Genomic DNA, 19,951 nt, shown 5'->3' on the forward strand with positions numbered 1-19,951 from the left:
AGATCTTACACTACGTTGCCTTTGGAAACACATCTCTACTGAGCAGACAAGCGGTTCTGTCTTTATGGACAAGCCACTAAAAATAGAAGAAGAGATGCATAGGATTGCAAAAGATATTCTAGGTTCTGAAGAGATGGCAAATTTTGCAATAGATGAACTCTTACCGTTATTATCAAGCGGTAATACTGACCAGGCAAGTCAGGCAGTAAACGAAAATTTTGAGCGATTCAAGAGGAGGTTAAAAAATGCTACAGTCAGTTGAGTTAGTAAATTTTCTATCTCATGCAAATACTAAACTAACATTTGATAGGGGCGTCACAGTGTTTGTTGGACCAAATGGTGCTGGCAAATCAAGCATCATAGATGCAATAACATTTGCATTGTTTGGCGAGCACATAAGAAAATCAGTAAAGGGCCTCTTGCGAAGGGGAAGTAACCAGTCATACGCCAAAGTAGAATTTTCCATAGGAAATAGGCAGTTTGAAGCTGTTCGCAAAATAGATACCAAGGGAACAGTTGCTGCACAATTATACGAAAAAATAAACAGCGAACTTGTTCCACTTGCTGCAGGAGAAAGAAAACAATTTGGAGAATCAATGACAAAGACAATTGAATCTTTAATTGGATTGGATTTTGAAAAACTAAAAGTTGCATCCATTGTACAGCAAGGCGAACTACAAACAATAATTGAGGCAGACCCTAAAAAATTCAAGGAACTTGTCAATGCAATAATCGGCATAGACAAACTCGACACTGCTTATGAATTTATGAAAAAAACAATAGACAGTTTTAGAGGATCAATCAAATTGAAATTAAGTTATGATGATACAAGTATCGATATTCTTCAGGCAAAGATGGATTCGTTATCAAAAGAGTTCACATCTCTAGAGCCACAAAAGAAGAGACTGGAATCAGAAAAGGTATCTCAGGAACAGGAATTTGTAATATTACAACAAAAGATAGAATTCGAAGCCCCAAAGGAGCTCAAGATTAAAGAGATTGAAAACAAAAAAGAAGATCTTCTCAGATATCTAAGAAATTCCATTGTATCAATAAAACAAGAACTTGCAGAAAAGGAGAGAAAACTTGTCGAGTGCTCAAACAGCTTGTCAGTTTTATCGTTTAGGTCACAAGTAGAATCTGAGATAAAACATGTCCAGTCAGAGATTGACAGAATTCGTATCGAATCAAAAGAAGCAGGAGAAAAAATAGCAATGATACGAGGCCAGCAAGATATTGCAAACAGGCTACATCTTGTGGATGGCAAATGTCCTGTTTGTGACTCTAGGGTGGACAAGCTTAATCCATTGTTTGAAGAAGAACATCTTCGAGCAGAACTTGAGACATTAAAAATGAAAACTGAATCGAGTTCAAAAGATGATGTTACATTTCAAAGCAAGAAAAGAGAACTTGATTTGAAATTACAACAAATTGTAAAGGCAGAAGGCATCCTATCTTTGAACAACATAAAAAACCACAGTGATTTAGCCACACTTAAAGAACAAGTAGCAAAACTACAGAGCAATATCAAGGACATTCCACTTGAAGTAAGTACTGGAAGTCTCATGCAATTTGCAATTGATGAATATTCGACAGATGCCATCAAGAATATAACAATGCTAGTCCAAGAGACGCAAGATTTTGATATAAATAATTTTAGAAATCTCAAATTAAAACTAGAACAACAACGTAAAGTCCTTAGCACATTAGATCAAGACATTGGCTCAGTGAATACAAAACTAACATTATACAAAGAAGAGGCAGAGAAAATTTCTAAAATATTAATTGAGTTACAGGATGTAAAACATTATGTGTCAAGTCTTGATACAATTCGAAGCCAGATCTACAACAGAGATGGTCCAGTTGCCTCAAGTCTTCGCTCATGGGCATTAAGTATGATATCTCAAAAGGCATCAGAATATCTCTCAACATTTAACGTCAAGATTCAGAGAATATCACTTGAGGACAAGGCAAGAGATATTGGAATTACTTGTTATGCTGGAAATTCTGAATTGGATTTAGAATCATTAAGCGGAGGAGAAAAGGTAAGTGTTGCACTGGCACTACGTCTTGGGATGGCGCATCTAATGGGCTCATCTAATCTAAATTTCATAATTCTTGACGAGCCAACTACTCACTTGGACCAAGAGCGAAGAAAATCTCTTGTAAGTGTTCTCTCACAGGCATTTGAATCAAACATTGATGCAATTTCCCAGTTTATTATAATAACACATGATTCAGAGATATTTGAAAACTCTAACATCGATGCAATTTATGATTTCAAATCAACGCCAGAAGGAACTCTGGTTACACCAATCTAGCCGCCAGTAAGCTTGGCAAATTTTTCATTCTTGCAGAGATGTTCCATAAATTTTAGATTGGATAATGCAACTACTGCAGAATCTCGAACTTGTTCACTTGAATCTTCAAGTGCTTTTTGTAGTGTTTCTTTTGCATCTTGGGAACCAATCACTCCAAGGGCAACAGCAGCTTCATGTCTGACAAATAGACTAGGATCGTTTCTAGTTGCATCCTCTAATGGTTTTATGCCGCTTCTCAAACACATCTGTCCTAAAGAAAATGCAGCTTCGTGTCTTACCAATTCATTAACATCATTTTTCAATATGTTTGCAACATGGGGAACAACATCTTCTCCCCCCATATCTACAAGAATACAAACGGTTCTACACCTTATCACAAAATCTTTGTTATTTAGCAAATGAACAAAGTATTCCTTGTCTTTTTTCTCATATTTCTCCTCCATTGCGGATAAGAGTTCAAGACGGTCTGCCGGAATAACTTCCATGTACACAATGTTATTGTCGAATATTTAGTCGTATGGACAAATCTCATAGATAAAAAACAGTTCCAGTAAAACAGAATATTTTAGATTCACAATGAGGCAGTACCGGACATTTACCATTTGAGGCAATAACATGATTCGATATTTCTCAAAATGGATAAAACGCCCATTTCATGCCACAAAAATTCTACCAACAATTTATCCACCGGTACCGGACAAAGAAAATCTAATGCCAAGAAAAGAATACAAAACAATCACAGTAAAATCAGAATCTTTTCAGAAATTCATCAAAGCCATCAAGGATGCAAAAAGAGACGATCCATCTCTTGATAACAGCACATTTTTGAATTCACTCTTATCCAAATACAAGAAAAATCAAAAGGTAGCATAAAAATTGGTATTTTAGATCTAGTCAAAATTTAAGATAAACATGACAAACCACCAAGAATTACATTTTGAAGCAATGTGGAAAGACATTGCTAAAACTCTAAAACCATTAGGACAGATGCCAGACAAGGCAAGTCTCGATTACAGACAGATCTTTATTTTGTATTCAGAGATAAGAGAGTCTGGAAACATCATCAAGGATTTGGCACAGATATCCATCCTAAGAAAAGAACTGGCATGTTCTTTGTTGAAAAACTTGGTAAACTAGAGTACTTATTTAATAAAAATTTTACAACAGAATTAACCTACGTTACACCGTGTTTTGTGTCTAGTAAGGCTCATTAACTGTCAATATTCATTTATTGATTATCAGATGAGCCGTTTAAGATATTGGAAACTCACAGTGGAAGATGTAAGAAAAGCCAAGTTTGACCCAAAAAAAGTATTGATCTGGGAAATAAAATGCCCAAAAGATGACCAGGGGGCAGTCTTTGGAGTATACTCGTATAGAAATGGAACTCCTTGGGATTATGAATCAATCAAGGGTATCGTATTTTATCATAACATGATAGAAAAAGAAGAATTAGACAGACTGACCAAGTTCATCAAGGATAAATTCGGTGGTGAACCTGCAGAAAAGAGTTCAAGAATATTTTTCAAGGGTTCACGTGAAATCTGGGCACCAAACGAGATAGCAGACTTGGCAGTACAATTAGGAGATAATTTTGAAGTAAGTACTGAACTTACAATAGAGCTTGAAAACTTTACCGAACCAGAACAACAAGAAAGTAACCTACCATCAAGCAAGATACTGCCAATTCCTGGAAAGTAGTGCTCTATAGCAATGCCTTCATGAAAATATACTATTAATACAGTTAATCCTATTTCATAATCTGCAATGGATAAGCCAATGACCATTAGCCAGCATTTAGAGGATTTACGAAAGCGGGTATTTAGATCAGTTATTGCAGTAGGGATATTCTCATTTTTTATCCTAAGTTTCCATCTTACACCGTTTATGTACAATGGAGCAAAACTGTACTACCCAACATTTAGTCCGTTTAACAATATGGCTGCCCAATTTACAATATCCATGAAACATCATCTGTTACCATCTACAGTCCAATTAATCCAGACAGCTCCAGGGCAGGCATTTTTTTCCCAATTTTATATTGCAATATTACTTGGGATGGTCTTTGCAATGCCAATCATAGTAAAAGAGTTTGTTGGATTTTTAGCTCCGGCACTACATAGAAAAGAGATTCGTATAATTAGAAACATAACAATTCCAGCCATTGGGCTTTTTACAGCAGGAGGAATCTTTTCATACTTTTTTGTCACGCCGTATATCCTTCAATTTCTTTACAAGTATGGTCAGTCAGCTGACTTGCTCACATTTTTGAACATAATGGATTTCATCACATTTGTACTCCAGTTCATTCTTGCATTTGGCCTGTCATTTCAGTTACCTTTGATAATGTATGCACTAACAGCGTCTGGATTAATTGAACCAAAAGTCTGGAGAAACAACATAAGATATGCAATAATTGGAATAGTCATACTAGGCGCTGCAATTACTCCTGATGGAAGTGGAGTTACCATGTGGTTTGTCGCAGGTCCCATGATCGGATTATATCTCATAGGAATGGTAATATCAGAAAAACAGGCAAAAAATATTGCAACACTTAAATCTTGATCTGCCGCATTTAAGCCAATAATGGCATACGAGAATGTAATAATTGCAGTAGTAATAATCGGGGTTTTAATTTTCGGCGCAAAAAAGATCCCAGAGCTAGCAAGAACATTTGGAAAGGCAAAAGGTGAATTCGAGAAAGGTAAGATCGAATCTGAAAAAGAACTAAAAGAATTCAAAGACAAAGAAGACCTCAAGTAGTTCTGCCAACTCAATTACCACTCCACTATCAACAAGTTGTTTACTACAAGTCCACAGATGGAACAGTATCAGCATTGATTTTAAAATCATAAATGATTTTATGCCATTTAATGAACACTTTAAAAGAGAATTCGCGATGATTCCAGTAGATGAAAAAATTACTTTTGACATTATCATGTCTTGTCGGTGTAACTGTAATTGGATTATTTCTTAATGCATATGCTCAAGAATCAACCAGTATTCCAAACTGGGTAAAAAGTACAGCCAAATTGTGGGTAAACGGAGATGTAACTGATAATGATTTTGAAAAAGGAATACAATATCTCGTGCAGAGTAAAATAATCAAAATATCAGAAATACAACAAAACTCTCAGTCCATTCAACGTGTTCCTCCTTGGGTAAAAAGCCTCGCTGGATTATGGATCAATGGTCAAGCAACAGATGATGATTTTGCAAAAGCAATTGAGTATCTAGTAAATGTTGGAATAATCATAGTTAATGTGCAATCAAATCAAACAAATGTGCAGAATCAGATAACACCAGTGGCTACAATAAACCAAACTAATTCTTCAACTCCATTAAATTCCATAATCTCATCAAATAACTTGCCCACCAGATCTTTGATCGGTTCTGGGATTAATCTAAAAATTGTTAACAATACAGCTAGTGGTTCCCTTACACTTAACGGACAACAGTACAATGCACCTAATTTGACAATCATCATAAACGCAAATGAGATTACGCTAACTGGTCAAATCCAAGGATCATCCAGTGTTTTTCTACAAGCAACTGGAATTCCTACGACGGGAATTGAATACAACTTTAATGGAGTCATCATGAATGGTGGTAATTCGGTACCAGTTACTTTTACTGCATTGTTTACCAATCCTGCTGGACAATCAGTTCCAATCACAATACCAAATCAAAATATCCAAAGTACAGCTGCACCACAACAAGTACCTAGCCTTCCAATGTTGATGTTGACATCCAATAATAATCGCGTGTATGTGGGATCCCCATACAATTTAGTGGTAAGAATTTTTGACCCACAATCAAATCCTGATAAAATCTTTGATCAATATTATGGGGGGATTCCAGATATCAACATAACAGCTACAATAGTAGGCCAAAACAACATGATCATAACTCAATCCATTGGAAAAACAGACAGTAATGGACAATATCAAGCAGCAATCATAATACCTAACACTCAATTTTCACAGCAAACCGCAAATATGATTATCAATGCAACAAAAAATGGATATCAAACACAACAGATTACTTTGCCACTAAACATAGTACTTCAAAATAGATAATCAACCAGAGTTCTAAGACCATCCACATATCGTTTAACTCATAGACATATTCAAGTAAATTAGATAACGCTTTTTTACCCAAGTAAAATAGATACCGCGTGATAAAAAAAGCAGAGATTCAAAAGATTGTCAGCAAATATTCCGAACCGACAATTGGTGTACTAGGAAGTCATTCCGCACTTGAGGTAATGGATGGTGCAAAAGATGAGAATTTCAAGACCATAGTAGTTTGCCAGAGAGGAAGAGAGGTTCCATATAGAAGATTTTCAAGATTAGCCGATGAGATTATCATAGTAAATAAATTCCAAGAGATGTTATCTCCAAAGATTCAGGCAAGGCTTAGAGATTCAAGCACAATAGTTGTTCCACACAGGGCACTTACTGCGTATTTAGGATATGAGGGAGTTGAGAACAAATTCAAGGTGCCGTTATTTGGAAACCGCGCTTTATTTCAAGCAGAGGAGAGAGCAAACAAGAAAAACCAATACTATTTACTTCAAAAATCAAAGATCAGATTTCCAAGATTATTCAAAGATCCAAGGGATATCGACAGACCAGTCATAGTCAAAGTTCAAGAAAAAAAACGTAAACTGGAAAGAGCATTTTTTAATGTTTCATCATATGCAGAATACAAGGACAAGACAGAGACTAAGATAAGACAGGGTTTGATTTCAAGAGATGCACTCAAGACTGCAAGCATCGAAGAATTCGTCATTGGTACTTATTTCAACTTCAATTATTTCCATACCCCAATATCAGATGAAGTAGATTTTCTTGGGATAGAAAGAAGATTGCAGACTAATCTCCATGACTTTGTTTCACTACCTGCAAAACAACAGCTTGAGATGAATATCGAATTACAAAACATAGAGGTTGGTCACACACCGGCAAGCATCAGAGAATCATTGCTTGAAAAAGTCATCGACATAGGGGACAAGTTTGTAAATACGGTAAGAAAAGAATACGCGCCGGGAATAATTGGTCCATTCTCCTTGCAGAGCGTGATAACACGTGACCTAGATATTGTGGTTTATGATGTGTCGTTAAGAGTGCCAGGAAATCCAATTCTTGCCACAACCAGTCCATATACCAAATACAAGTATGGAGAAACTTTTGGTGTCGGACGCAGAATTGCAATGGAGATAAGAAAGGCACAGCAAGAAGGAAAACTAGATCAAGTATTAACCTAGGCTTCCATCTTTTCTTTTAAGAGATTTTTTCTAACTAATATAGGAATGTTGTAAAATGAAGCAAGAGCTATTGCGTCAGATGCACGGTAGTTACGCATTACAAGATCAGTTTTTCCTGTAAAATAGACATTTGCCCGTAAGACACTACCACTTTCGTACACTTTGATCTTTACAAGAACAAGTTCATTGAGCTCTGCTATCTCTTCTACCATGTTGTATATTGTAGGTATTGCCCCACGCTCTCCCTCTATAAAATTAGAAATGTGTCTTGCTACTTCACCTGAGAAGGCACGCATGTGAAATTCTTTTCCATCAGTTGCCCTCAATATTAAAAGTCCTTCAACTCCATACGGGTCTACAAAACCAACATGTGTTATCTTGGTTTCAGCATAATCAGAATCTTGAGGTTCGTCGATCTTCACGACGACTAGTATAACCTAATCACCCAAGATAAACACTTTGGAGAAATTCAGAGATAGAATTTAATGTCAGGACACAGACTTTGGACAAGTGGAAAAACAAAAGTCATTAGTAAGATCAAATGTTGCCTTAATACTAATCGGGTTTTTAGCTATAGCCATTTCTTTTTTAGCATATGCAAAAAATAGCAGCCTAATAATCACTCCTGCCGCCATGCCTGCATTACAAAGATTGGCAATTGCAACATTTATCGTATTGTTTACATCGTTTGTTGCAATAGGATGGGGGTTATACAAAACATACCGAGCAAAGATCTCATCTGTTGATACAACGATTCTTTCAGTTATTGCAAATTCTATCAACAACAAGAGAGCAAAACAAATTTTCATAATCAGTGCAATAGGATACGGATTATTCTTTGCGTTTACATCTGGAATAATAATTTACAAGCCAGACATTAATGCCACAGATTATGGTTTTCCAAAACCTCCACATGCAGAACTCTCACCGTGTTGTGGCCTACCCGGGTATATGCCAATGATCTTTGTATTTTTCACTGAACATGTAGGGCTTCAAATCATTCCCCTGAATATGTTGCTGCTAGTTTCAGTATCATTTTTGGTTGGCCTAAATTTTGCAATATCATCTACAGTTTTTTCGGTTGCAAAAAGCGGCGGGAAACTAGGAGCGTTTGGAGCGATAACTGGACTTTTTGTTGGATGTCCAACATGTGCTGGAACAGCTTTTACGATGTTATTTGGGTTTGGAACGGGAGCTACAACTTTTACATTGTTTCTGACAAGCTTTGAGGCACAAGTGCAGACCCTGTTTATTGCAATATCCATTCCAGTTCTTCTTGTAACTCCAATCATGATGGCCAAAAGGATTAGGTCGCAAAGTGGAAGCTGCGCAGTAGAACCTAAGTAATAGTTTTTTTTACTAGAGGTCTTTTCCAATCCCCAATGTCATACCCAGATTCTCTGAGATATTTCAGAGTAAGTTTGTAGACTAGCTCGTCATGTTTGGCAGACTCTAAAATTACATCCCAACCCACTTGACCAGTTTTCTCAATTTTTTCTTGCATTTCTAGAGATAGTATCTTTGCAATCTCTTTGCATTGATCAAAGGTCTTGCCGTTCTTGTACGCTCTAGTTCTGGAATCACATGTATCCAACACATTCAATGGCTTACAGGTGAAATAAAAAGATCAACTAATTTACAATACGATATTAATATGAAATTAATATCTTAATAGCCCCCAATCTAGACATATTTTTCATAATGAATAATCCTAATCCCTTTGATGTAATACTATGGACATTAAGACGTAGTGAAGGCGATGTCGTAAATCTTTACAATTATCTATCAGAATTGATGCAAATTTCAACAGGGGGAAATTTCCTCAATTTTGGATATTGGAATGAGACTACAAAAAATCCAGTTGATGCACAGTCAAATCTTTGTGATATAGTAGGAAATATGGCACAACTAACAGACGCAAAAAATATGCTAGATGTTGGAAGTGGTTTTTCAGAGCCCGCTCTGCTTTGGAAGAAAAATTATCCAGATATAGACATAACATGCTTGAACATAAATTCAAATCAATTAAAATCTGCAAGCAAGATATTGGATGAAAAAGGATGTAAGATAAATCTGCTAAATTCAACTGCGACAAAGATTCCAATGGCCAATGAATCCTGTGATAGGATAATAGTATTGGAATCGGCACAGCATTTCAAGCCAATTCATGAATTCATATCAGAGGCAAAGCGAGTTCTCAAGAAAGGAGGGTTTGTAATACTTGCAATTCCTGTTCTTTTAAAATCAACAAAAATGGATATTTTAAAAATCGGCATACTCAAGTTTACGTGGTCTTCGGAGCATTATGATTTAGAGACTGTTAAAAAAACAATTAATGATGCAGGCCTGAACATCATAGAAATCCAGTTGATTGGATCAAAAGTATATTCACCCTTGGCAGATTATTATATAAAAAATCACGAATTTTTAAGATCCAAGATCCTAAAAATATATCCATTTTACGTAGAGAAGATATTATTCAAGTCAATGCTAAAGATGAAAGAAGCTGCAAGAGATCAAACTATTGAATATGCACTAGTAAAGTGTACAAAGTAAAACCTTATCAATCTCTAAAATCTGTAACTTTTCATAGCATACCATTTCCGTCTGGATGCTTGTCTGCGTAGGTACTCTCTACGCAGCGCCTTCTTAATTTTCAAAAATAAATAGTCAATTACAAGTTTTAACCGTAAGAATTATTATCACAAATCAGTAATGGAAAAACATGGGGCTTTTTAAGAAAAAGGAAGAACCTATTTCAACAAAGTGTAAGGAATGTGGTCTAGAGTTGCACGATCCAGTAAGACTAGATAGACATATGAAAAAAGCCCATAAACACGTCTCACAGAAAAACTTTGATGAGCCTGGAACCAACTCAGGCGGAATGTGGTAAGGTACAAGTCTTGTTTACAACTAAAAAGGTAATATGAAATGGTTGCTTTGGATATAATTAATAATTTAGCAAATTTTGTAATCCAAACTATATCAAATGCAGGATATCTAGGAATTTTTGCCCTTATGATAGCAGAGAGCGCGTTGATTCCAATTCCAAGTGAAATCATAATGCCATTTTCAGGATATTTGGTATCAACTGGAAAATTCAATCCGGTTTTCGTAATAATCGCGGGTTCGGTTGGAAATCTTGTAGGTTCGCTTGTTGCATATCTCATTGGCATAAAACTTGGCAGAGAAATCATCTTAAAATATGGAAAGTACATCCTTTTAAAAAAATCCCACCTAGATTGGACAGAGTCATTCTTTAAGAAATACGGTGACAGGTCCACATTTGTAAGCAGACTGCTACCAGCTATTCGAACATACATTTCATTGCCAGCAGGCATTGCAAAAATGAATTTGAAAAAGTTTGCATTATACACTTTTGTAGGTTCCATCATATGGAGTACAATGCTGACTTATGTTGGAATTACACTGGGGCAAGAATGGGTCAAAATTAGACATTATTCAGATTACATCGATGGACTAGTCATAATAGGAATCATAATTATCATAATAATTATAATCAAGAAGAGAATCGGCAAGGCAGAAACTAGCTAGCGTTCTTTATACTTGCTCAGTTCTTCTAAAATTATCTTAAAAATTGTTTCATTGTCAAGCAATACACATGGAATTTCGTTTTCCTTGCATGCATTGCCAATTTCCACATCTTCAGTAACTACAATCATTCCATTATCTTCAGCATATTTTATTACAGAATAGTCACTGGATAGCTTTTTGCCTTCTGAGATTAGTTTTTTAACACTAAATGCCTGATAGCCAAATTCTTTGAGTTTTGTATCTATTCCATCATACATTTCATCAACTAGTACCTTCATCATCTGTATCTGATTGAAACTTCTATTATTATGTTAGGGCGAAAGTGCATTTAGCGTATTTTTTATTCTCTTTTTTCAGGAGGGTAAGACCCAAAATGAAAAATGGATCAGAATTTTATGCGATAAATGTGTAGAGTATCAACAAAAAAGACTGTTTGAAGATTTCAAAGGCGTAAAGATTGCACTAAAAACGCTCTAGTGTTTGATGTTGAATAAACATAGGATACATAATAAATTCAAGATGTAGATTTTATAAAAATAAGTTTATGAAAAATTCTTCAATAAATCTTTTGATACATGAATCATAGAGACTGTAAAACAAGGTTTTAGTTCTTGAATAAGATGTATATAAGTCCAAATTTTTCCCTAATCTATGATTAAGACGATCAGCATTGCAGGACTGCAAGAAGGTATGCCATTTAAGAAACCATCGGTAGAACTTTCAGAACTTTCAGAAATTACTTCTTCAGGACATCTTACTTGGGTCGAGTGTGTTGTTGATAGCATCATAGATGATACCCCAACAATTCTAGAAAAATTAGGCATCAGCATGGATCCATCAGCATTATTATCAGGATACGTATCAAATTATGAAGATCGAATAGACACATTAGGTCTCATGGTACCCTTTGTCGTACCTGGAAACAACAAAACTTTGACTGCACCTATTTTGATATTCATGAAAAAAGACTTGATCGTAACAGTTCATGATGATTATGGTGGAAAGATAACACGTTTGTACAATTACGCTCCCACTGTTTTGCGAAAACTTCCAAAAGAAGCAGACAGTTGGGCAGATAGACAAACAATACTTTTAGCAAGAATCATAGACGAGATTTGTGAAGCTAATTTTTCAATACTGCGACTCATAGTAGAAAGAGCTGAACAATTTGAGATCGATATAGCAGGCTCAAGGCAAGTTACTAGAGATATTTCATTAGAGCTATCAAACATGAAGACATCACTTTTGACTTATCTGAATGCAATATGGGCTACTTATGACACAGTACACAACTTGAAACACGGAGATGCCGACATGGTATCAGACGATGAAAAAATTCTTGCAAAATTTGAGGTAATCCTTGGGAGACTGGACAGACAGATACAAATGTCTGAAAACGTCATGCAGATGGTTGCTACTGGAGTCAATGTAGTCCAGACCGAAGTTACAAACAAGGTCACCATTCTCATCATTTGGTGGACAGTAGCTGGAACGGCTGAACTTGTACCAAACACAATAGCAACAGTCTTTGGATTATATCCCAACCATGAGGCAGTATTTTACCAAATAACTGCCATAGTAATTGGTTCTGCAGCATTAGCAACAGCAGTTGCCTATTTTTATGTAAGAAAGTTCTTTGGACAGAAGTTAGGTTTTGATAAATTCAAAAAATTCCGAAAAAAATCTGTCAAATAAATTTTTGAGAACATCATTTTTTAGGCATTTATCCAATTTAATCACAATTCCACGTAAAAACCGCATATTTCTGTTTAAAGTCATTTAAAGATGTCATAAATCAGTAAAACTGCGATCTTCGGTTTAGAGTTAAAGATTCATAAATCGAGTTCACCAAATGTCGAAGAATTACGATCTATGAAAGACTTTGGTACCCTGGAATATGTTTTAGATACATACTCAAAAAATTGGACTTGGAAATTAACTGGACCCAGAGCAGTAAGCATGGTAGCCCGCGTCATACCACATGCATGGTATGGTAATGGTCCAGAAGAAGCAATCGTTCCAGATACCATCCAAAATGTAGAGAAGATAAAATGGATTATGGATAGATACCCACTTGAGATTAGATCAAAATCAATATGGCATAGAAAAGTTCGTAAAGTTATAATCCCCCAAAAAAAGTGGACAAGAATTGAAAAGCTTCGAAAAGCAACTCCGGGACCACAATTTCGAGGAACTCTTCTGGACTTTCAGAGAGAGGGGCTTGATTTTCTGCTCAAGTCGTATGGAAATGCGCTCTTGGCTGACGAGATGGGCCTTGGCAAAACGGTGCAGACCTTGGCATATCTTGCTACAGAGAAACAAACATTTCCAGTTTTGATTGTAGCTCCACTGGTAACATTAAACAACTGGCAAAGAGAGACTCAAAAATTCCTAAAAAAACGTAGCCGTAATGGAAAAATAATTGAAGATGGATATCCATCATCTGTTTTAATTCGAACCGGCAAATCCCAAGAGATTGAGAAACATGACGTGTATATCATAAACTATGATCTGCTACATAAGAGAATAGACGATCTTTCAAAATTAAATATCAAAACAATTGTCTGTGATGAAGTACAGCATCTACGTTCAAAGACAACTAAAAAATATATGGCTGTAAAAAAACTCGCCGCTCTTGATTCAGTAAAATATAGAGTCGGCCTATCTGGAACACCAATTTACAATAGAGGATCAGAGATATGGCCAATTGTAGACATACTAAGACCTGGACTCTTGGGTACATTTGATGAGTTTTGCGAGTATTTTTGCTATGTCAATGAAAAAGGAAAGGCCATCGTACTTGAAAACAAGCGGGCAAGTTTGGGCGAAGAGTTACGCAAGCATGTCATGTTGAGACGAAAAAAATCTGATGTTCTAAAAGAACTCAAAGAGAAGGTAAGGTACAAGGAACTAATTGATTCAGATATTAATTACTACCAGGCCGAGCTTAGCAAGATTTGGGAAAGATTAGAAAAAGAACAGAAAACTGCAACAAGTGCATTTGACAAGTTTTCTTCATACAAGAGAGCAATACAAAGTGAGAGACAAGCCGCAGGAGTTGCCAAGGTTCCCCATGTAATTGAATTTGTCAAAAACATAATGGAGATTGAAGAGAGTGTTGTGGTATTTTGTCACCACAAAGCAATACATGCGTTGCTTCATAGAAACTTAGCAGAGTATGCACCGGCTTCCATAATCGGAGGGCAGAGTGACAAGGAAAGACAAGAAGGCATAGATAGATTCCAAAATGGTGAAACTAAACTCATCATAGCAGGTCTTCGTGCAGGAAATGTTGGCATTAATTTAAGCAGAGCAAGATACGTAATATTTGCAGAACTTGATTGGAGTCCGGCAATTCATAGACAGGCAGAAGACAGACTCCATAGAATAGGTCAAAAAAATACAGTCTTTGCATATTACTTGATGGGCAACGGAACATTGGATGATCATGTAGCAGACGTATTGGTTGACAAGAGTTATGAAATTGATGCCATAATGGATGAAAAGGTAGAGACGTTTGAAAACAAGGAAAAAGCAGAACTGATTTTAGCGCAGATTCATGACAAACTAGCCGCTAGCATGGGTAGATAGGCTACGCTTCTTTTACTTTATACTGATCAAAAAAATCTTGACCTTCACCCAGTTTCTCTTTTAGAAATGATTCCAATTTCTTTATGACTTCGGCCCTTGGCATTTTTCCTTCTAGAGTATCATAGTATGGAGATTCCGACTCTCGGAATTTCTTGTAACTCATTGCTTTCATGATATAAAATATGAGATACTAGCACAAGTAGTTTCTGTATTTTGACGCATTTGTGGTGTCTAGAGGCATCGATTTCAACAAGGTTTTTGCACATAACATATGCTCATCAATATAGATGGGTATCATGATACCATCGTAGCGGACAGATAGTTAGATCACCATATGATCAGGAATAGCTTTATTTTTTTGAACATTATGTGTAAAAAATTCAGTCCCAAGAATCAAATTGAAAAATAAAATCAATAAAAAAATGTCAAATCAAACACTAATGGAACTTGTAAAAATAGCTGACAAGATAACAGTTGACGAAATCAAGGGTAAAAAAGTGACCTTGAAGATAAGCTGGTTTGATGTAAAAGGAGCGAGAAAAACAAAAAAGTTTTTGCTCAATGAAAAAGACAATATTGAATTTTAGATAAAATTTAGTGTTTTGCCTTTTATTACATCCCAAACTATATTTTTATACAATTTCAGACAAAGTATAATCAGTAATGAAAATCAAGGTATAGATTTAACAGATATAGAACATAATTTACAGTGTCAAAAAATATGATCGTGTATGAGTAATTATGACGTTTGTCTTGTATGAAAAAAAGCCTCATATGTTTAGCAAGTTATTTGTACTATACACTACAGATTACAAATTCATGGATGATGATGACGATGATGAATAGCAGCATCGAGTCATAGTTTTGAATTAATGCCAATAGTTAGCAATGGTATTTTTTGATTATCTCTAAAATGTTAAATGGTATTTTTCCAAGATCAAGTTGCCTCTCAGAGGATACAAAAAGTACATTCTCTTCTATTGGAAAACTCATCAGGATTACTTTTCCTCTATATGAGAGTGAGAATTCAACCTTACCAAATTCTTCATCAAACTCATGACGCATTCGTACTCTAAGTGAGAGTTCCATGAACAGCATCTCATCTTTTTTGGCATCTTCAAGAGATTTCAGACCCTGCCTCATTCCACCTGCAACAAGTTTCCCTTTTCCGTTAATTATTCTAGCAGACCTTATCTTTTCATCCAATTCAAAAACTTTCTTACATATTACATCAAAATTTGACTTTGATTCATCATTAGACATCATAATAGAGAATCCATTCTAACAAATTAACTTTAGTTTCATTACAAAACATCATTTTAGATACCTTCCAACCATTCACATATCCAGATCAGCAAAGTTTATGCGTTACAACAAAGTACACTATGTACGAATTACAAGGCATTATTTGACAAAGTGATGGGAATTGATCCCAAAATTCGATTTGCTACAATATTTGACATGAATGGAAAGGTTTTGTTTAGTGCACACCGAGAAGGAGTAGAGAACTTGCTTTCGTCAGAAGAGAGTCAGAAATCATTACAGCTTGCAATCAATGCATGGAAGTCTAGAAATGAAGTTTCAGATAAAATAGGAAAAGGAAAATATGCTCTAGTAGAATATGAAAAATTAAAACGAATCACAATGCCTTTGGATTCAGAGCACATACTCTACATTACAACAGATGTAGAAGCAGATCACGCTCCAATAATTTACAGAGCTTTGAGATTGAAGAACGATGCACTACATTCTCCTGAAGGAATGCCCTAAAATCATCAGATTAAAATACTTCAGAGACCACATACTAAATAGAAATGTCAATTGATCTAGCATCAGTGTTGAGTCACATCGTCACATTATGTACTGGTGGAACTATTCATCCATAAAAAAGTAATACATTTTCCAAAATAATTTCTAATAATTCCCCTACTCAATTTTCAAATTGATTTTAACTACATTGTTATTCATTTTAGTAGATGATCTAAATAGTACCCACATACATCACCTATTGAATTGGATGTAATACCGTCAAGAGACAAGATAAAGATTGGAACCAGAGTAGCCATAGTTCAAAAACAAGACCAGATGTCTGGCAGTTTAACGGAAGGAATAGTGAAGCGAATTCTTACCTCAAGTAGTTTTCACCCCCACGGAATTAAAGTAGAACTAGAAAATGGAAAAATTGGCAGAGTACAAAAAATATCGTGAAAAGTTACTGTCTTTTTCTTTTAGGCAGAAATAGAATTACAGTTCCCAGAACTATCAAGACACCAACTAGTGCAGTATACATTAGCGCCAACGGCAGGGACTGGATGTAATTAGTTTCCAGATGCGGAATTAGAAAATTAGAGCCAGTGGTAAGTTGCCATATTAGAAAAAATGACCCAACCAATGCTACAATATCAAGAATCAGAATTTTCCTAAACGGCTTCATAAAATTACTTCCAAGGTACTAGAGTTAAACAATTTCTAGAAATCTACCTATGATTTTTGAAGGTTTTTCTTTTCTTTGGCTGGTTGCCTTGCTGTTTTCTTTTAGGTCGTTTAGAGTTATCATATTCTTTTGCTCTATTTTCTGTATAGTTAATCTGAAGCATAACATGTCGAATTTTTTTTCTTTTTGGTTCATCTGGAAAATGAAGCAACATGAATTCATCTAGTTCTTCAACGCCCCGTTCCTCAAGTATCTCTAATGCAATCCTACCTGCCTCACGCGAATTATCTAATCCACACTTGGGACACATTGCACCTCGTAGAATTTTTGATCTGCATCTAGAATTAACACAGCGCATCATGGTGTAAAATCAGTAAACGTTCTATAAAAACAACCCGAACTTTAATTTTTGAAATTCGTATAAAGAGAAAACATCAAAAGTGCCAATTCATCACAAGAATTCAATTGAGTAAAGAAGAATGTCTAGAATGCATGTCCAAAAATACCGGTGAGTATATGGACCCAATTGAAAAGAGCGACGGCATGCACTACTATTTCCTATGTGAAGATTGCAAGCACGAGTGGGAAATAATAAGAAAATAAAAAATCATTCCAAATAGAAATTGCTAAATCACCTATTCCAACTTGAAATAATAATGGGTTTTGAAGGAATAGACAACCAGATTGAACGTTATACAAAGAAAATTAATGAAATCACTGAAAAACTCAAAGATCCTAATCTTAGCCAAGATGCAAGAAAGAAACTAGAATCTGAATTAACAATTGCCACCCAAGAAAGAACAAAATGGAAGATAAGAAAAAATAATCAGTTCACCACAAGGCACAAGGAATAAAGATAAAATCAGATTATATTTTAGAAGATTTTGTAACAGGTCTCATTCCGCCATGAATGTCATTTTTACATCCATCGCATACGTACTGATTAACAGAGCCTTTTCCATAATGACCGCATCTACAACTAGTACATGCGCACAATACTCTATCAAACACTTTCATACGTATTTTACATCGTATTACGAATATTAATACCTGTTTTCAGTTCTTGTGCATTAATCTCTAAATCAAAGACTTTAGCATAACTATCTCCAAATTTATTTCAGATACCGCCAAGAATGATCGTTTAGTCAAATGACTTGACATTTAGCGATCAACAACGTTATGATCTTCAGGCATGGATAATGACAACATACGAAATGAAATCGATCATCTCAAAATAATAAAAAATAAAAAAAGATAATTTCAATGTACCAAAAAGTGTTCAACAAATGAACATTAAGTCCATCATGGTACAGATTATTGCAAAAAAATTCCATCGCACTTATGTTTGAATAAATAATATCATACATAATGCATAATTCCATAACAATAAGATTGCCAGATGCAATGATTCAGAGTATTGATGATATTTGTAAAAAGCAAGAAAGTACAAGACAAGAAATAATCAGAAGTGCATTATCAGTGATGTTACTTGATGAACATCGCATCTCAGAGTTTAACATTACAAAACATTCCAAGACACCCAACATCTCAGAGTCTAATGAAATGCATACGCCAAAACAATTTTCTTTAGACAAAGTACACTCCAAGATTCATGCCATAGTCATAGAAGATGATCCTGACATGAGAGATGTTTTCGCAGAAGTTCTTCAAATGCATAACATTACAGTCATTGGAACAGGATCAAACGGCAAAGAGGCTGCAGACTTGTATGAGAAACTTCACCCAGACATCGTCTTCATGGATATAATCATGCCTACATATGATGGATTTCATGGAGTAGACGCAATCCGAAAGATGGACCCAGACGCAAAAATAATCATAGTGACAGGTGCTGTAATAGACTCAAAAAAGAATCCGCTTTCTAAAACAACTCAGCTTGTGGAAAAGCCTGTTGATATGAAAGGTATTATGAATGCAGTAAACAAAATCATGATGGCAAGTTAACAGAAATTTAAGATACAAAATAAAATTTAGCATATTTCAGGCTATACCATTTTAGCACATACAATATATGGTATAAAAAAACAGATAGAATATGGGCGACGGAATAGGCGGTCCCGTAATTAGTTGCTTGTCAGGAGATACTTTTGAGATGTCAGTCACCCATTTTCGCAAAGACAACAAGGAAGAATATGGCAAAGTTGAAAGAATTGTGATTGCCAAGGTTGACAATCCAGATGATCCACAATATGAGGAAAAAACAGTGTTTGATCTAGAACAGGCACTAAAGGGAAAATTTGTTACATGCAATGTGCAGTATAGAGACTCAAAAACGGATAGACTGATTTGTAATGTATTTGTTCAAAATCCTCCAGAATAATCCATTGCAAACAAGCCAAGTAGAATAAAGTGACCTGTATCTCCAATCGGTCAAAGGATTGCCATACTAACATCATTCCGTTTGGAGGTCTACGGTCTGTAATATGACATATTTTATACAATAAATTGCTTACTAGATCACTTCTTTATCTCCAATAGAAATTGCTAAATCATTAAACTGAGTTCTTTGATCTAATGCAAAAAATATGTACTAAATGTGGAAATCCCTTTGAATGTGAAGAGCGTGACACTTGTTGGTGCTCTCAAGAACCATTGTTAAAAGAAAAAGAGATCAAATACGATAACTGTGTTTGCAAAAGATGTCTTGCTTTACAATATGGCAATCGTTTGATAGGAAATGATTAAGGATCAGCATAGCAAAAATCCTTGTTTTAAAACCTATATAGTTTGATGACGTATATGGAGCGAACCGTTGCTGAA

General features: G+C 35.4%; 30 protein-coding genes and 1 pseudogene. 22 read left to right on the forward strand and 9 right to left on the reverse strand.

The features are described from left to right. Both C0Q33_RS09330 and C0Q33_RS07450 read left to right on the forward strand, forming a co-directional pair. Positions 1-262: pseudogene (locus C0Q33_RS09330) on the forward strand (DNA double-strand break repair protein Mre11); the annotation flags it as partial. Beyond that, positions 246-2,321 carry an AAA family ATPase gene (locus tag C0Q33_RS07450; protein ID WP_101477974.1) on the forward strand — a complete coding sequence of 692 codons (2,076 nt, stop codon included), beginning with the start codon at positions 246-248 and terminating at the stop codon, positions 2,319-2,321. The pseudogene C0Q33_RS09330 and the gene C0Q33_RS07450, both read left to right, overlap by 17 nt. Here C0Q33_RS07450 and C0Q33_RS07455 read toward each other — a convergent pair. After that, positions 2,318-2,806: a HEAT repeat domain-containing protein gene (locus C0Q33_RS07455; protein ID WP_101477975.1), complete on the reverse strand. Its 489-nt coding sequence runs from the start codon at positions 2,804-2,806 to the stop codon at positions 2,318-2,320. The two genes, C0Q33_RS07450 and C0Q33_RS07455, sit on opposite strands and share 4 nt — an antisense overlap. 130 nt (positions 2,807-2,936) lie before the next feature. Here C0Q33_RS07455 and C0Q33_RS07460 point away from each other — a divergent pair, with 130 nt between their 5' ends. From C0Q33_RS07460 to C0Q33_RS07490, 7 genes are all read left to right on the forward strand, one after another. Beyond that, on the forward strand, positions 2,937-3,194 hold the full coding sequence (locus C0Q33_RS07460) for a hypothetical protein (protein WP_101477976.1): 258 nt from the start codon (positions 2,937-2,939) through the stop codon (positions 3,192-3,194). A 39-nt stretch (positions 3,195-3,233) separates the two neighbouring features. Next, positions 3,234-3,458: a hypothetical protein gene (locus C0Q33_RS07465; protein WP_101477977.1), complete on the forward strand. Its 225-nt coding sequence runs from the start codon at positions 3,234-3,236 to the stop codon at positions 3,456-3,458. A gap of 135 nt (positions 3,459-3,593) precedes the next feature. After that, the gene (locus tag C0Q33_RS07470; RefSeq protein WP_101477978.1) at positions 3,594-4,022 is read left to right on the forward strand and encodes a hypothetical protein; all 429 of its coding nucleotides are present in this window, start codon (positions 3,594-3,596) and stop codon (positions 4,020-4,022) included. Positions 4,023-4,088: 66 nt separating this feature from the next. Then, entirely contained in the window at positions 4,089-4,886 is a 798-nt protein-coding gene (gene tatC, locus C0Q33_RS07475; protein ID WP_101477979.1) for a twin-arginine translocase subunit TatC, read from the forward strand. A gap of 21 nt (positions 4,887-4,907) precedes the next feature. After that, positions 4,908-5,084, forward strand: a complete 177-nt coding sequence (locus tag C0Q33_RS07480; RefSeq protein WP_101477980.1) for a Sec-independent protein translocase subunit TatA/TatB — start codon at positions 4,908-4,910, stop codon at positions 5,082-5,084. A 149-nt stretch (positions 5,085-5,233) separates the two neighbouring features. Next, on the forward strand, positions 5,234-6,400 hold the full coding sequence (locus C0Q33_RS07485; RefSeq protein WP_101477981.1) for a hypothetical protein: 1,167 nt from the start codon (positions 5,234-5,236) through the stop codon (positions 6,398-6,400). Between the two features lie 98 nt (positions 6,401-6,498). Next, positions 6,499-7,590, forward strand: a complete 1,092-nt coding sequence (locus C0Q33_RS07490; RefSeq protein ID WP_101477982.1) for a formate--phosphoribosylaminoimidazolecarboxamide ligase family protein — start codon at positions 6,499-6,501, stop codon at positions 7,588-7,590. Here C0Q33_RS07490 and C0Q33_RS07495 read toward each other — a convergent pair. Then, positions 7,587-8,012, reverse strand: coding sequence for a bifunctional nuclease family protein (locus tag C0Q33_RS07495; RefSeq protein WP_101477983.1), 426 nt, complete (start codon positions 8,010-8,012; stop codon positions 7,587-7,589). The genes C0Q33_RS07490 and C0Q33_RS07495 overlap by 4 nt on opposite strands. Before the next feature lie 88 nt (positions 8,013-8,100). Here C0Q33_RS07495 and C0Q33_RS07500 point away from each other — a divergent pair, with 88 nt between their 5' ends. Next, complete coding sequence (locus C0Q33_RS07500) at positions 8,101-8,937, forward strand: hypothetical protein (protein WP_133121036.1); 837 nt, start codon at positions 8,101-8,103, stop codon at positions 8,935-8,937. Here C0Q33_RS07500 and C0Q33_RS07505 read toward each other — a convergent pair. Then, positions 8,930-9,184, reverse strand: coding sequence for a hypothetical protein (locus C0Q33_RS07505; protein WP_101477985.1), 255 nt, complete (start codon positions 9,182-9,184; stop codon positions 8,930-8,932). The genes C0Q33_RS07500 and C0Q33_RS07505 overlap by 8 nt on opposite strands. A 107-nt stretch (positions 9,185-9,291) precedes the next feature. Between C0Q33_RS07505 and C0Q33_RS07510 the strand changes: the two genes are divergently transcribed. The 3 genes from C0Q33_RS07510 (at position 9,292) to C0Q33_RS07515 (ending at position 11,145) form a co-directional block, all read left to right on the forward strand. Beyond that, the gene (locus C0Q33_RS07510; RefSeq protein WP_101477986.1) at positions 9,292-10,146 is read left to right on the forward strand and encodes a class I SAM-dependent methyltransferase; all 855 of its coding nucleotides are present in this window, start codon (positions 9,292-9,294) and stop codon (positions 10,144-10,146) included. Between the two features lie 169 nt (positions 10,147-10,315). Next, the gene (locus C0Q33_RS09335) at positions 10,316-10,483 is read left to right on the forward strand and encodes a hypothetical protein (protein WP_165776471.1); all 168 of its coding nucleotides are present in this window, start codon (positions 10,316-10,318) and stop codon (positions 10,481-10,483) included. 38 nt (positions 10,484-10,521) lie between these two features. Next, the gene (locus tag C0Q33_RS07515; protein ID WP_101477987.1) at positions 10,522-11,145 is read left to right on the forward strand and encodes a DedA family protein; all 624 of its coding nucleotides are present in this window, start codon (positions 10,522-10,524) and stop codon (positions 11,143-11,145) included. Here the strand turns inward: C0Q33_RS07515 and C0Q33_RS07520 are convergent. Continuing rightward, on the reverse strand, positions 11,142-11,423 hold the full coding sequence (locus C0Q33_RS07520; RefSeq protein WP_101478060.1) for a DUF5615 family PIN-like protein: 282 nt from the start codon (positions 11,421-11,423) through the stop codon (positions 11,142-11,144). The two genes, C0Q33_RS07515 and C0Q33_RS07520, sit on opposite strands and share 4 nt — an antisense overlap. Before the next feature lie 373 nt (positions 11,424-11,796). Here C0Q33_RS07520 and C0Q33_RS07525 point away from each other — a divergent pair, with 373 nt between their 5' ends. Continuing rightward, positions 11,797-12,840 (forward strand): CorA family divalent cation transporter, encoded by a 1,044-nt coding sequence (locus C0Q33_RS07525; protein ID WP_101477988.1) that lies wholly within the window; start codon positions 11,797-11,799, stop codon positions 12,838-12,840. A gap of 177 nt (positions 12,841-13,017) precedes the next feature. Beyond that, entirely contained in the window at positions 13,018-14,736 is a 1,719-nt protein-coding gene (locus C0Q33_RS07530) for a DEAD/DEAH box helicase (RefSeq protein ID WP_101477989.1), read from the forward strand. A gap of 1 nt (position 14,737) precedes the next feature. Here the strand turns inward: C0Q33_RS07530 and C0Q33_RS09340 are convergent, their stop codons facing one another. Continuing rightward, positions 14,738-14,908, reverse strand: coding sequence for a hypothetical protein (locus C0Q33_RS09340; protein ID WP_165776472.1), 171 nt, complete (start codon positions 14,906-14,908; stop codon positions 14,738-14,740). Positions 14,909-15,158: 250 nt separating this feature from the next. On the opposite strand from C0Q33_RS09340, the gene C0Q33_RS09345 reads away from it, so the two are divergent. Beyond that, on the forward strand, positions 15,159-15,323 hold the full coding sequence (locus tag C0Q33_RS09345; protein ID WP_165776473.1) for a hypothetical protein: 165 nt from the start codon (positions 15,159-15,161) through the stop codon (positions 15,321-15,323). 295 nt (positions 15,324-15,618) lie between these two features. Here C0Q33_RS09345 and C0Q33_RS07540 read toward each other — a convergent pair whose 3' ends face one another. Further along, positions 15,619-15,999: a DUF6659 family protein gene (locus C0Q33_RS07540; RefSeq protein WP_101478061.1), complete on the reverse strand. Its 381-nt coding sequence runs from the start codon at positions 15,997-15,999 to the stop codon at positions 15,619-15,621. 156 nt (positions 16,000-16,155) lie between these two features. Here C0Q33_RS07540 and C0Q33_RS07545 point away from each other — a divergent pair, with 156 nt between their 5' ends. Both C0Q33_RS07545 and C0Q33_RS07550 read left to right on the forward strand, forming a co-directional pair. Then, positions 16,156-16,506, forward strand: coding sequence for a hypothetical protein (locus C0Q33_RS07545; protein ID WP_101477991.1), 351 nt, complete (start codon positions 16,156-16,158; stop codon positions 16,504-16,506). Positions 16,507-16,749: 243 nt separating this feature from the next. After that, positions 16,750-16,944 carry a YwbE family protein gene (locus C0Q33_RS07550; protein WP_101477992.1) on the forward strand — a complete coding sequence of 65 codons (195 nt, stop codon included), beginning with the start codon at positions 16,750-16,752 and terminating at the stop codon, positions 16,942-16,944. Between the two features lie 4 nt (positions 16,945-16,948). On the opposite strand, the gene C0Q33_RS07555 is transcribed toward C0Q33_RS07550, so the two are convergent. Both C0Q33_RS07555 and C0Q33_RS07560 read right to left on the reverse strand, forming a co-directional pair. Continuing rightward, positions 16,949-17,170 carry a hypothetical protein gene (locus tag C0Q33_RS07555; RefSeq protein ID WP_101477993.1) on the reverse strand — a complete coding sequence of 74 codons (222 nt, stop codon included), beginning with the start codon at positions 17,168-17,170 and terminating at the stop codon, positions 16,949-16,951. A 43-nt stretch (positions 17,171-17,213) separates the two neighbouring features. Further along, on the reverse strand, positions 17,214-17,531 hold the full coding sequence (locus tag C0Q33_RS07560; RefSeq protein WP_133121037.1) for a hypothetical protein: 318 nt from the start codon (positions 17,529-17,531) through the stop codon (positions 17,214-17,216). A 295-nt stretch (positions 17,532-17,826) separates the two neighbouring features. Here C0Q33_RS07560 and C0Q33_RS07565 point away from each other — a divergent pair, with 295 nt between their 5' ends. Continuing rightward, positions 17,827-18,024, forward strand: a complete 198-nt coding sequence (locus C0Q33_RS07565; RefSeq protein WP_101477995.1) for a hypothetical protein — start codon at positions 17,827-17,829, stop codon at positions 18,022-18,024. 13 nt (positions 18,025-18,037) lie between these two features. Here the strand turns inward: C0Q33_RS07565 and C0Q33_RS09350 are convergent, their stop codons facing one another. Further along, entirely contained in the window at positions 18,038-18,187 is a 150-nt protein-coding gene (locus C0Q33_RS09350) for a hypothetical protein (protein ID WP_165776474.1), read from the reverse strand. A gap of 351 nt (positions 18,188-18,538) precedes the next feature. On the opposite strand from C0Q33_RS09350, the gene C0Q33_RS07570 reads away from it, so the two are divergent. The 3 genes from C0Q33_RS07570 (at position 18,539) to C0Q33_RS09650 (ending at position 19,876) form a co-directional block, all read left to right on the forward strand. Then, positions 18,539-19,135, forward strand: coding sequence for a response regulator (locus tag C0Q33_RS07570; RefSeq protein ID WP_101477996.1), 597 nt, complete (start codon positions 18,539-18,541; stop codon positions 19,133-19,135). 91 nt (positions 19,136-19,226) lie between these two features. Then, entirely contained in the window at positions 19,227-19,511 is a 285-nt protein-coding gene (locus C0Q33_RS07575) for a hypothetical protein (RefSeq protein ID WP_101477997.1), read from the forward strand. Positions 19,512-19,705: 194 nt separating this feature from the next. Further along, positions 19,706-19,876, forward strand: a complete 171-nt coding sequence (locus C0Q33_RS09650) for a cysteine-rich CWC family protein (protein ID WP_394336920.1) — start codon at positions 19,706-19,708, stop codon at positions 19,874-19,876. Positions 19,877-19,951: the final 75 nt, after the last annotated feature.

Source organism: Candidatus Nitrosotalea bavarica, assembly GCF_900167955.1.
GTDB lineage: Archaea > Thermoproteota > Nitrososphaeria > Nitrososphaerales > Nitrosopumilaceae > Nitrosotalea > Nitrosotalea bavarica.

What these genes read in the sequence shown, in the direction of transcription:
- C0Q33_RS07455 (WP_101477975.1), bottom strand. Translation starts at nt 2,806, where the DNA reads ATGGAAGTTATTCCGGCAGACCGTCTTGAACTCTTATCCGCAATGGAG.
- C0Q33_RS07450 (WP_101477974.1), top strand. Translation starts at nt 246, where the DNA reads ATGCTACAGTCAGTTGAGTTAGTAAATTTTCTATCTCATGCAAATACT.
- C0Q33_RS07530 (WP_101477989.1), top strand. Translation starts at nt 13,018, where the DNA reads ATGAAAGACTTTGGTACCCTGGAATATGTTTTAGATACATACTCAAAA.
- C0Q33_RS09335 (WP_165776471.1), top strand. Translation starts at nt 10,316, where the DNA reads ATGGGGCTTTTTAAGAAAAAGGAAGAACCTATTTCAACAAAGTGTAAG.
- C0Q33_RS07565 (WP_101477995.1), top strand. Translation starts at nt 17,827, where the DNA reads ATGGGTTTTGAAGGAATAGACAACCAGATTGAACGTTATACAAAGAAA.
- C0Q33_RS07485 (WP_101477981.1), top strand. Translation starts at nt 5,234, where the DNA reads ATGAAAAAATTACTTTTGACATTATCATGTCTTGTCGGTGTAACTGTA.
- C0Q33_RS07510 (WP_101477986.1), top strand. Translation starts at nt 9,292, where the DNA reads ATGAATAATCCTAATCCCTTTGATGTAATACTATGGACATTAAGACGT.
- C0Q33_RS09345 (WP_165776473.1), top strand. Translation starts at nt 15,159, where the DNA reads ATGTCAAATCAAACACTAATGGAACTTGTAAAAATAGCTGACAAGATA.
- C0Q33_RS07570 (WP_101477996.1), top strand. Translation starts at nt 18,539, where the DNA reads ATGCATAATTCCATAACAATAAGATTGCCAGATGCAATGATTCAGAGT.
- tatC (WP_101477979.1), top strand. Translation starts at nt 4,089, where the DNA reads ATGGATAAGCCAATGACCATTAGCCAGCATTTAGAGGATTTACGAAAG.
- C0Q33_RS07545 (WP_101477991.1), top strand. Translation starts at nt 16,156, where the DNA reads ATGGGAATTGATCCCAAAATTCGATTTGCTACAATATTTGACATGAAT.
- C0Q33_RS07575 (WP_101477997.1), top strand. Translation starts at nt 19,227, where the DNA reads ATGGGCGACGGAATAGGCGGTCCCGTAATTAGTTGCTTGTCAGGAGAT.
- C0Q33_RS07540 (WP_101478061.1), bottom strand. Translation starts at nt 15,999, where the DNA reads ATGTCTAATGATGAATCAAAGTCAAATTTTGATGTAATATGTAAGAAA.
- C0Q33_RS07555 (WP_101477993.1), bottom strand. Translation starts at nt 17,170, where the DNA reads ATGAAGCCGTTTAGGAAAATTCTGATTCTTGATATTGTAGCATTGGTT.
- C0Q33_RS07520 (WP_101478060.1), bottom strand. Translation starts at nt 11,423, where the DNA reads ATGAAGGTACTAGTTGATGAAATGTATGATGGAATAGATACAAAACTC.
- C0Q33_RS07525 (WP_101477988.1), top strand. Translation starts at nt 11,797, where the DNA reads ATGATTAAGACGATCAGCATTGCAGGACTGCAAGAAGGTATGCCATTT.
- C0Q33_RS07515 (WP_101477987.1), top strand. Translation starts at nt 10,522, where the DNA reads ATGGTTGCTTTGGATATAATTAATAATTTAGCAAATTTTGTAATCCAA.
- C0Q33_RS09340 (WP_165776472.1), bottom strand. Translation starts at nt 14,908, where the DNA reads ATGAAAGCAATGAGTTACAAGAAATTCCGAGAGTCGGAATCTCCATAC.
- C0Q33_RS07480 (WP_101477980.1), top strand. Translation starts at nt 4,908, where the DNA reads ATGGCATACGAGAATGTAATAATTGCAGTAGTAATAATCGGGGTTTTA.
- C0Q33_RS07560 (WP_133121037.1), bottom strand. Translation starts at nt 17,531, where the DNA reads ATGATGCGCTGTGTTAATTCTAGATGCAGATCAAAAATTCTACGAGGT.
- C0Q33_RS07460 (WP_101477976.1), top strand. Translation starts at nt 2,937, where the DNA reads ATGATTCGATATTTCTCAAAATGGATAAAACGCCCATTTCATGCCACA.
- C0Q33_RS07465 (WP_101477977.1), top strand. Translation starts at nt 3,234, where the DNA reads ATGACAAACCACCAAGAATTACATTTTGAAGCAATGTGGAAAGACATT.
- C0Q33_RS09350 (WP_165776474.1), bottom strand. Translation starts at nt 18,187, where the DNA reads ATGAAAGTGTTTGATAGAGTATTGTGCGCATGTACTAGTTGTAGATGC.
- C0Q33_RS09650 (WP_394336920.1), top strand. Translation starts at nt 19,706, where the DNA reads ATGCAAAAAATATGTACTAAATGTGGAAATCCCTTTGAATGTGAAGAG.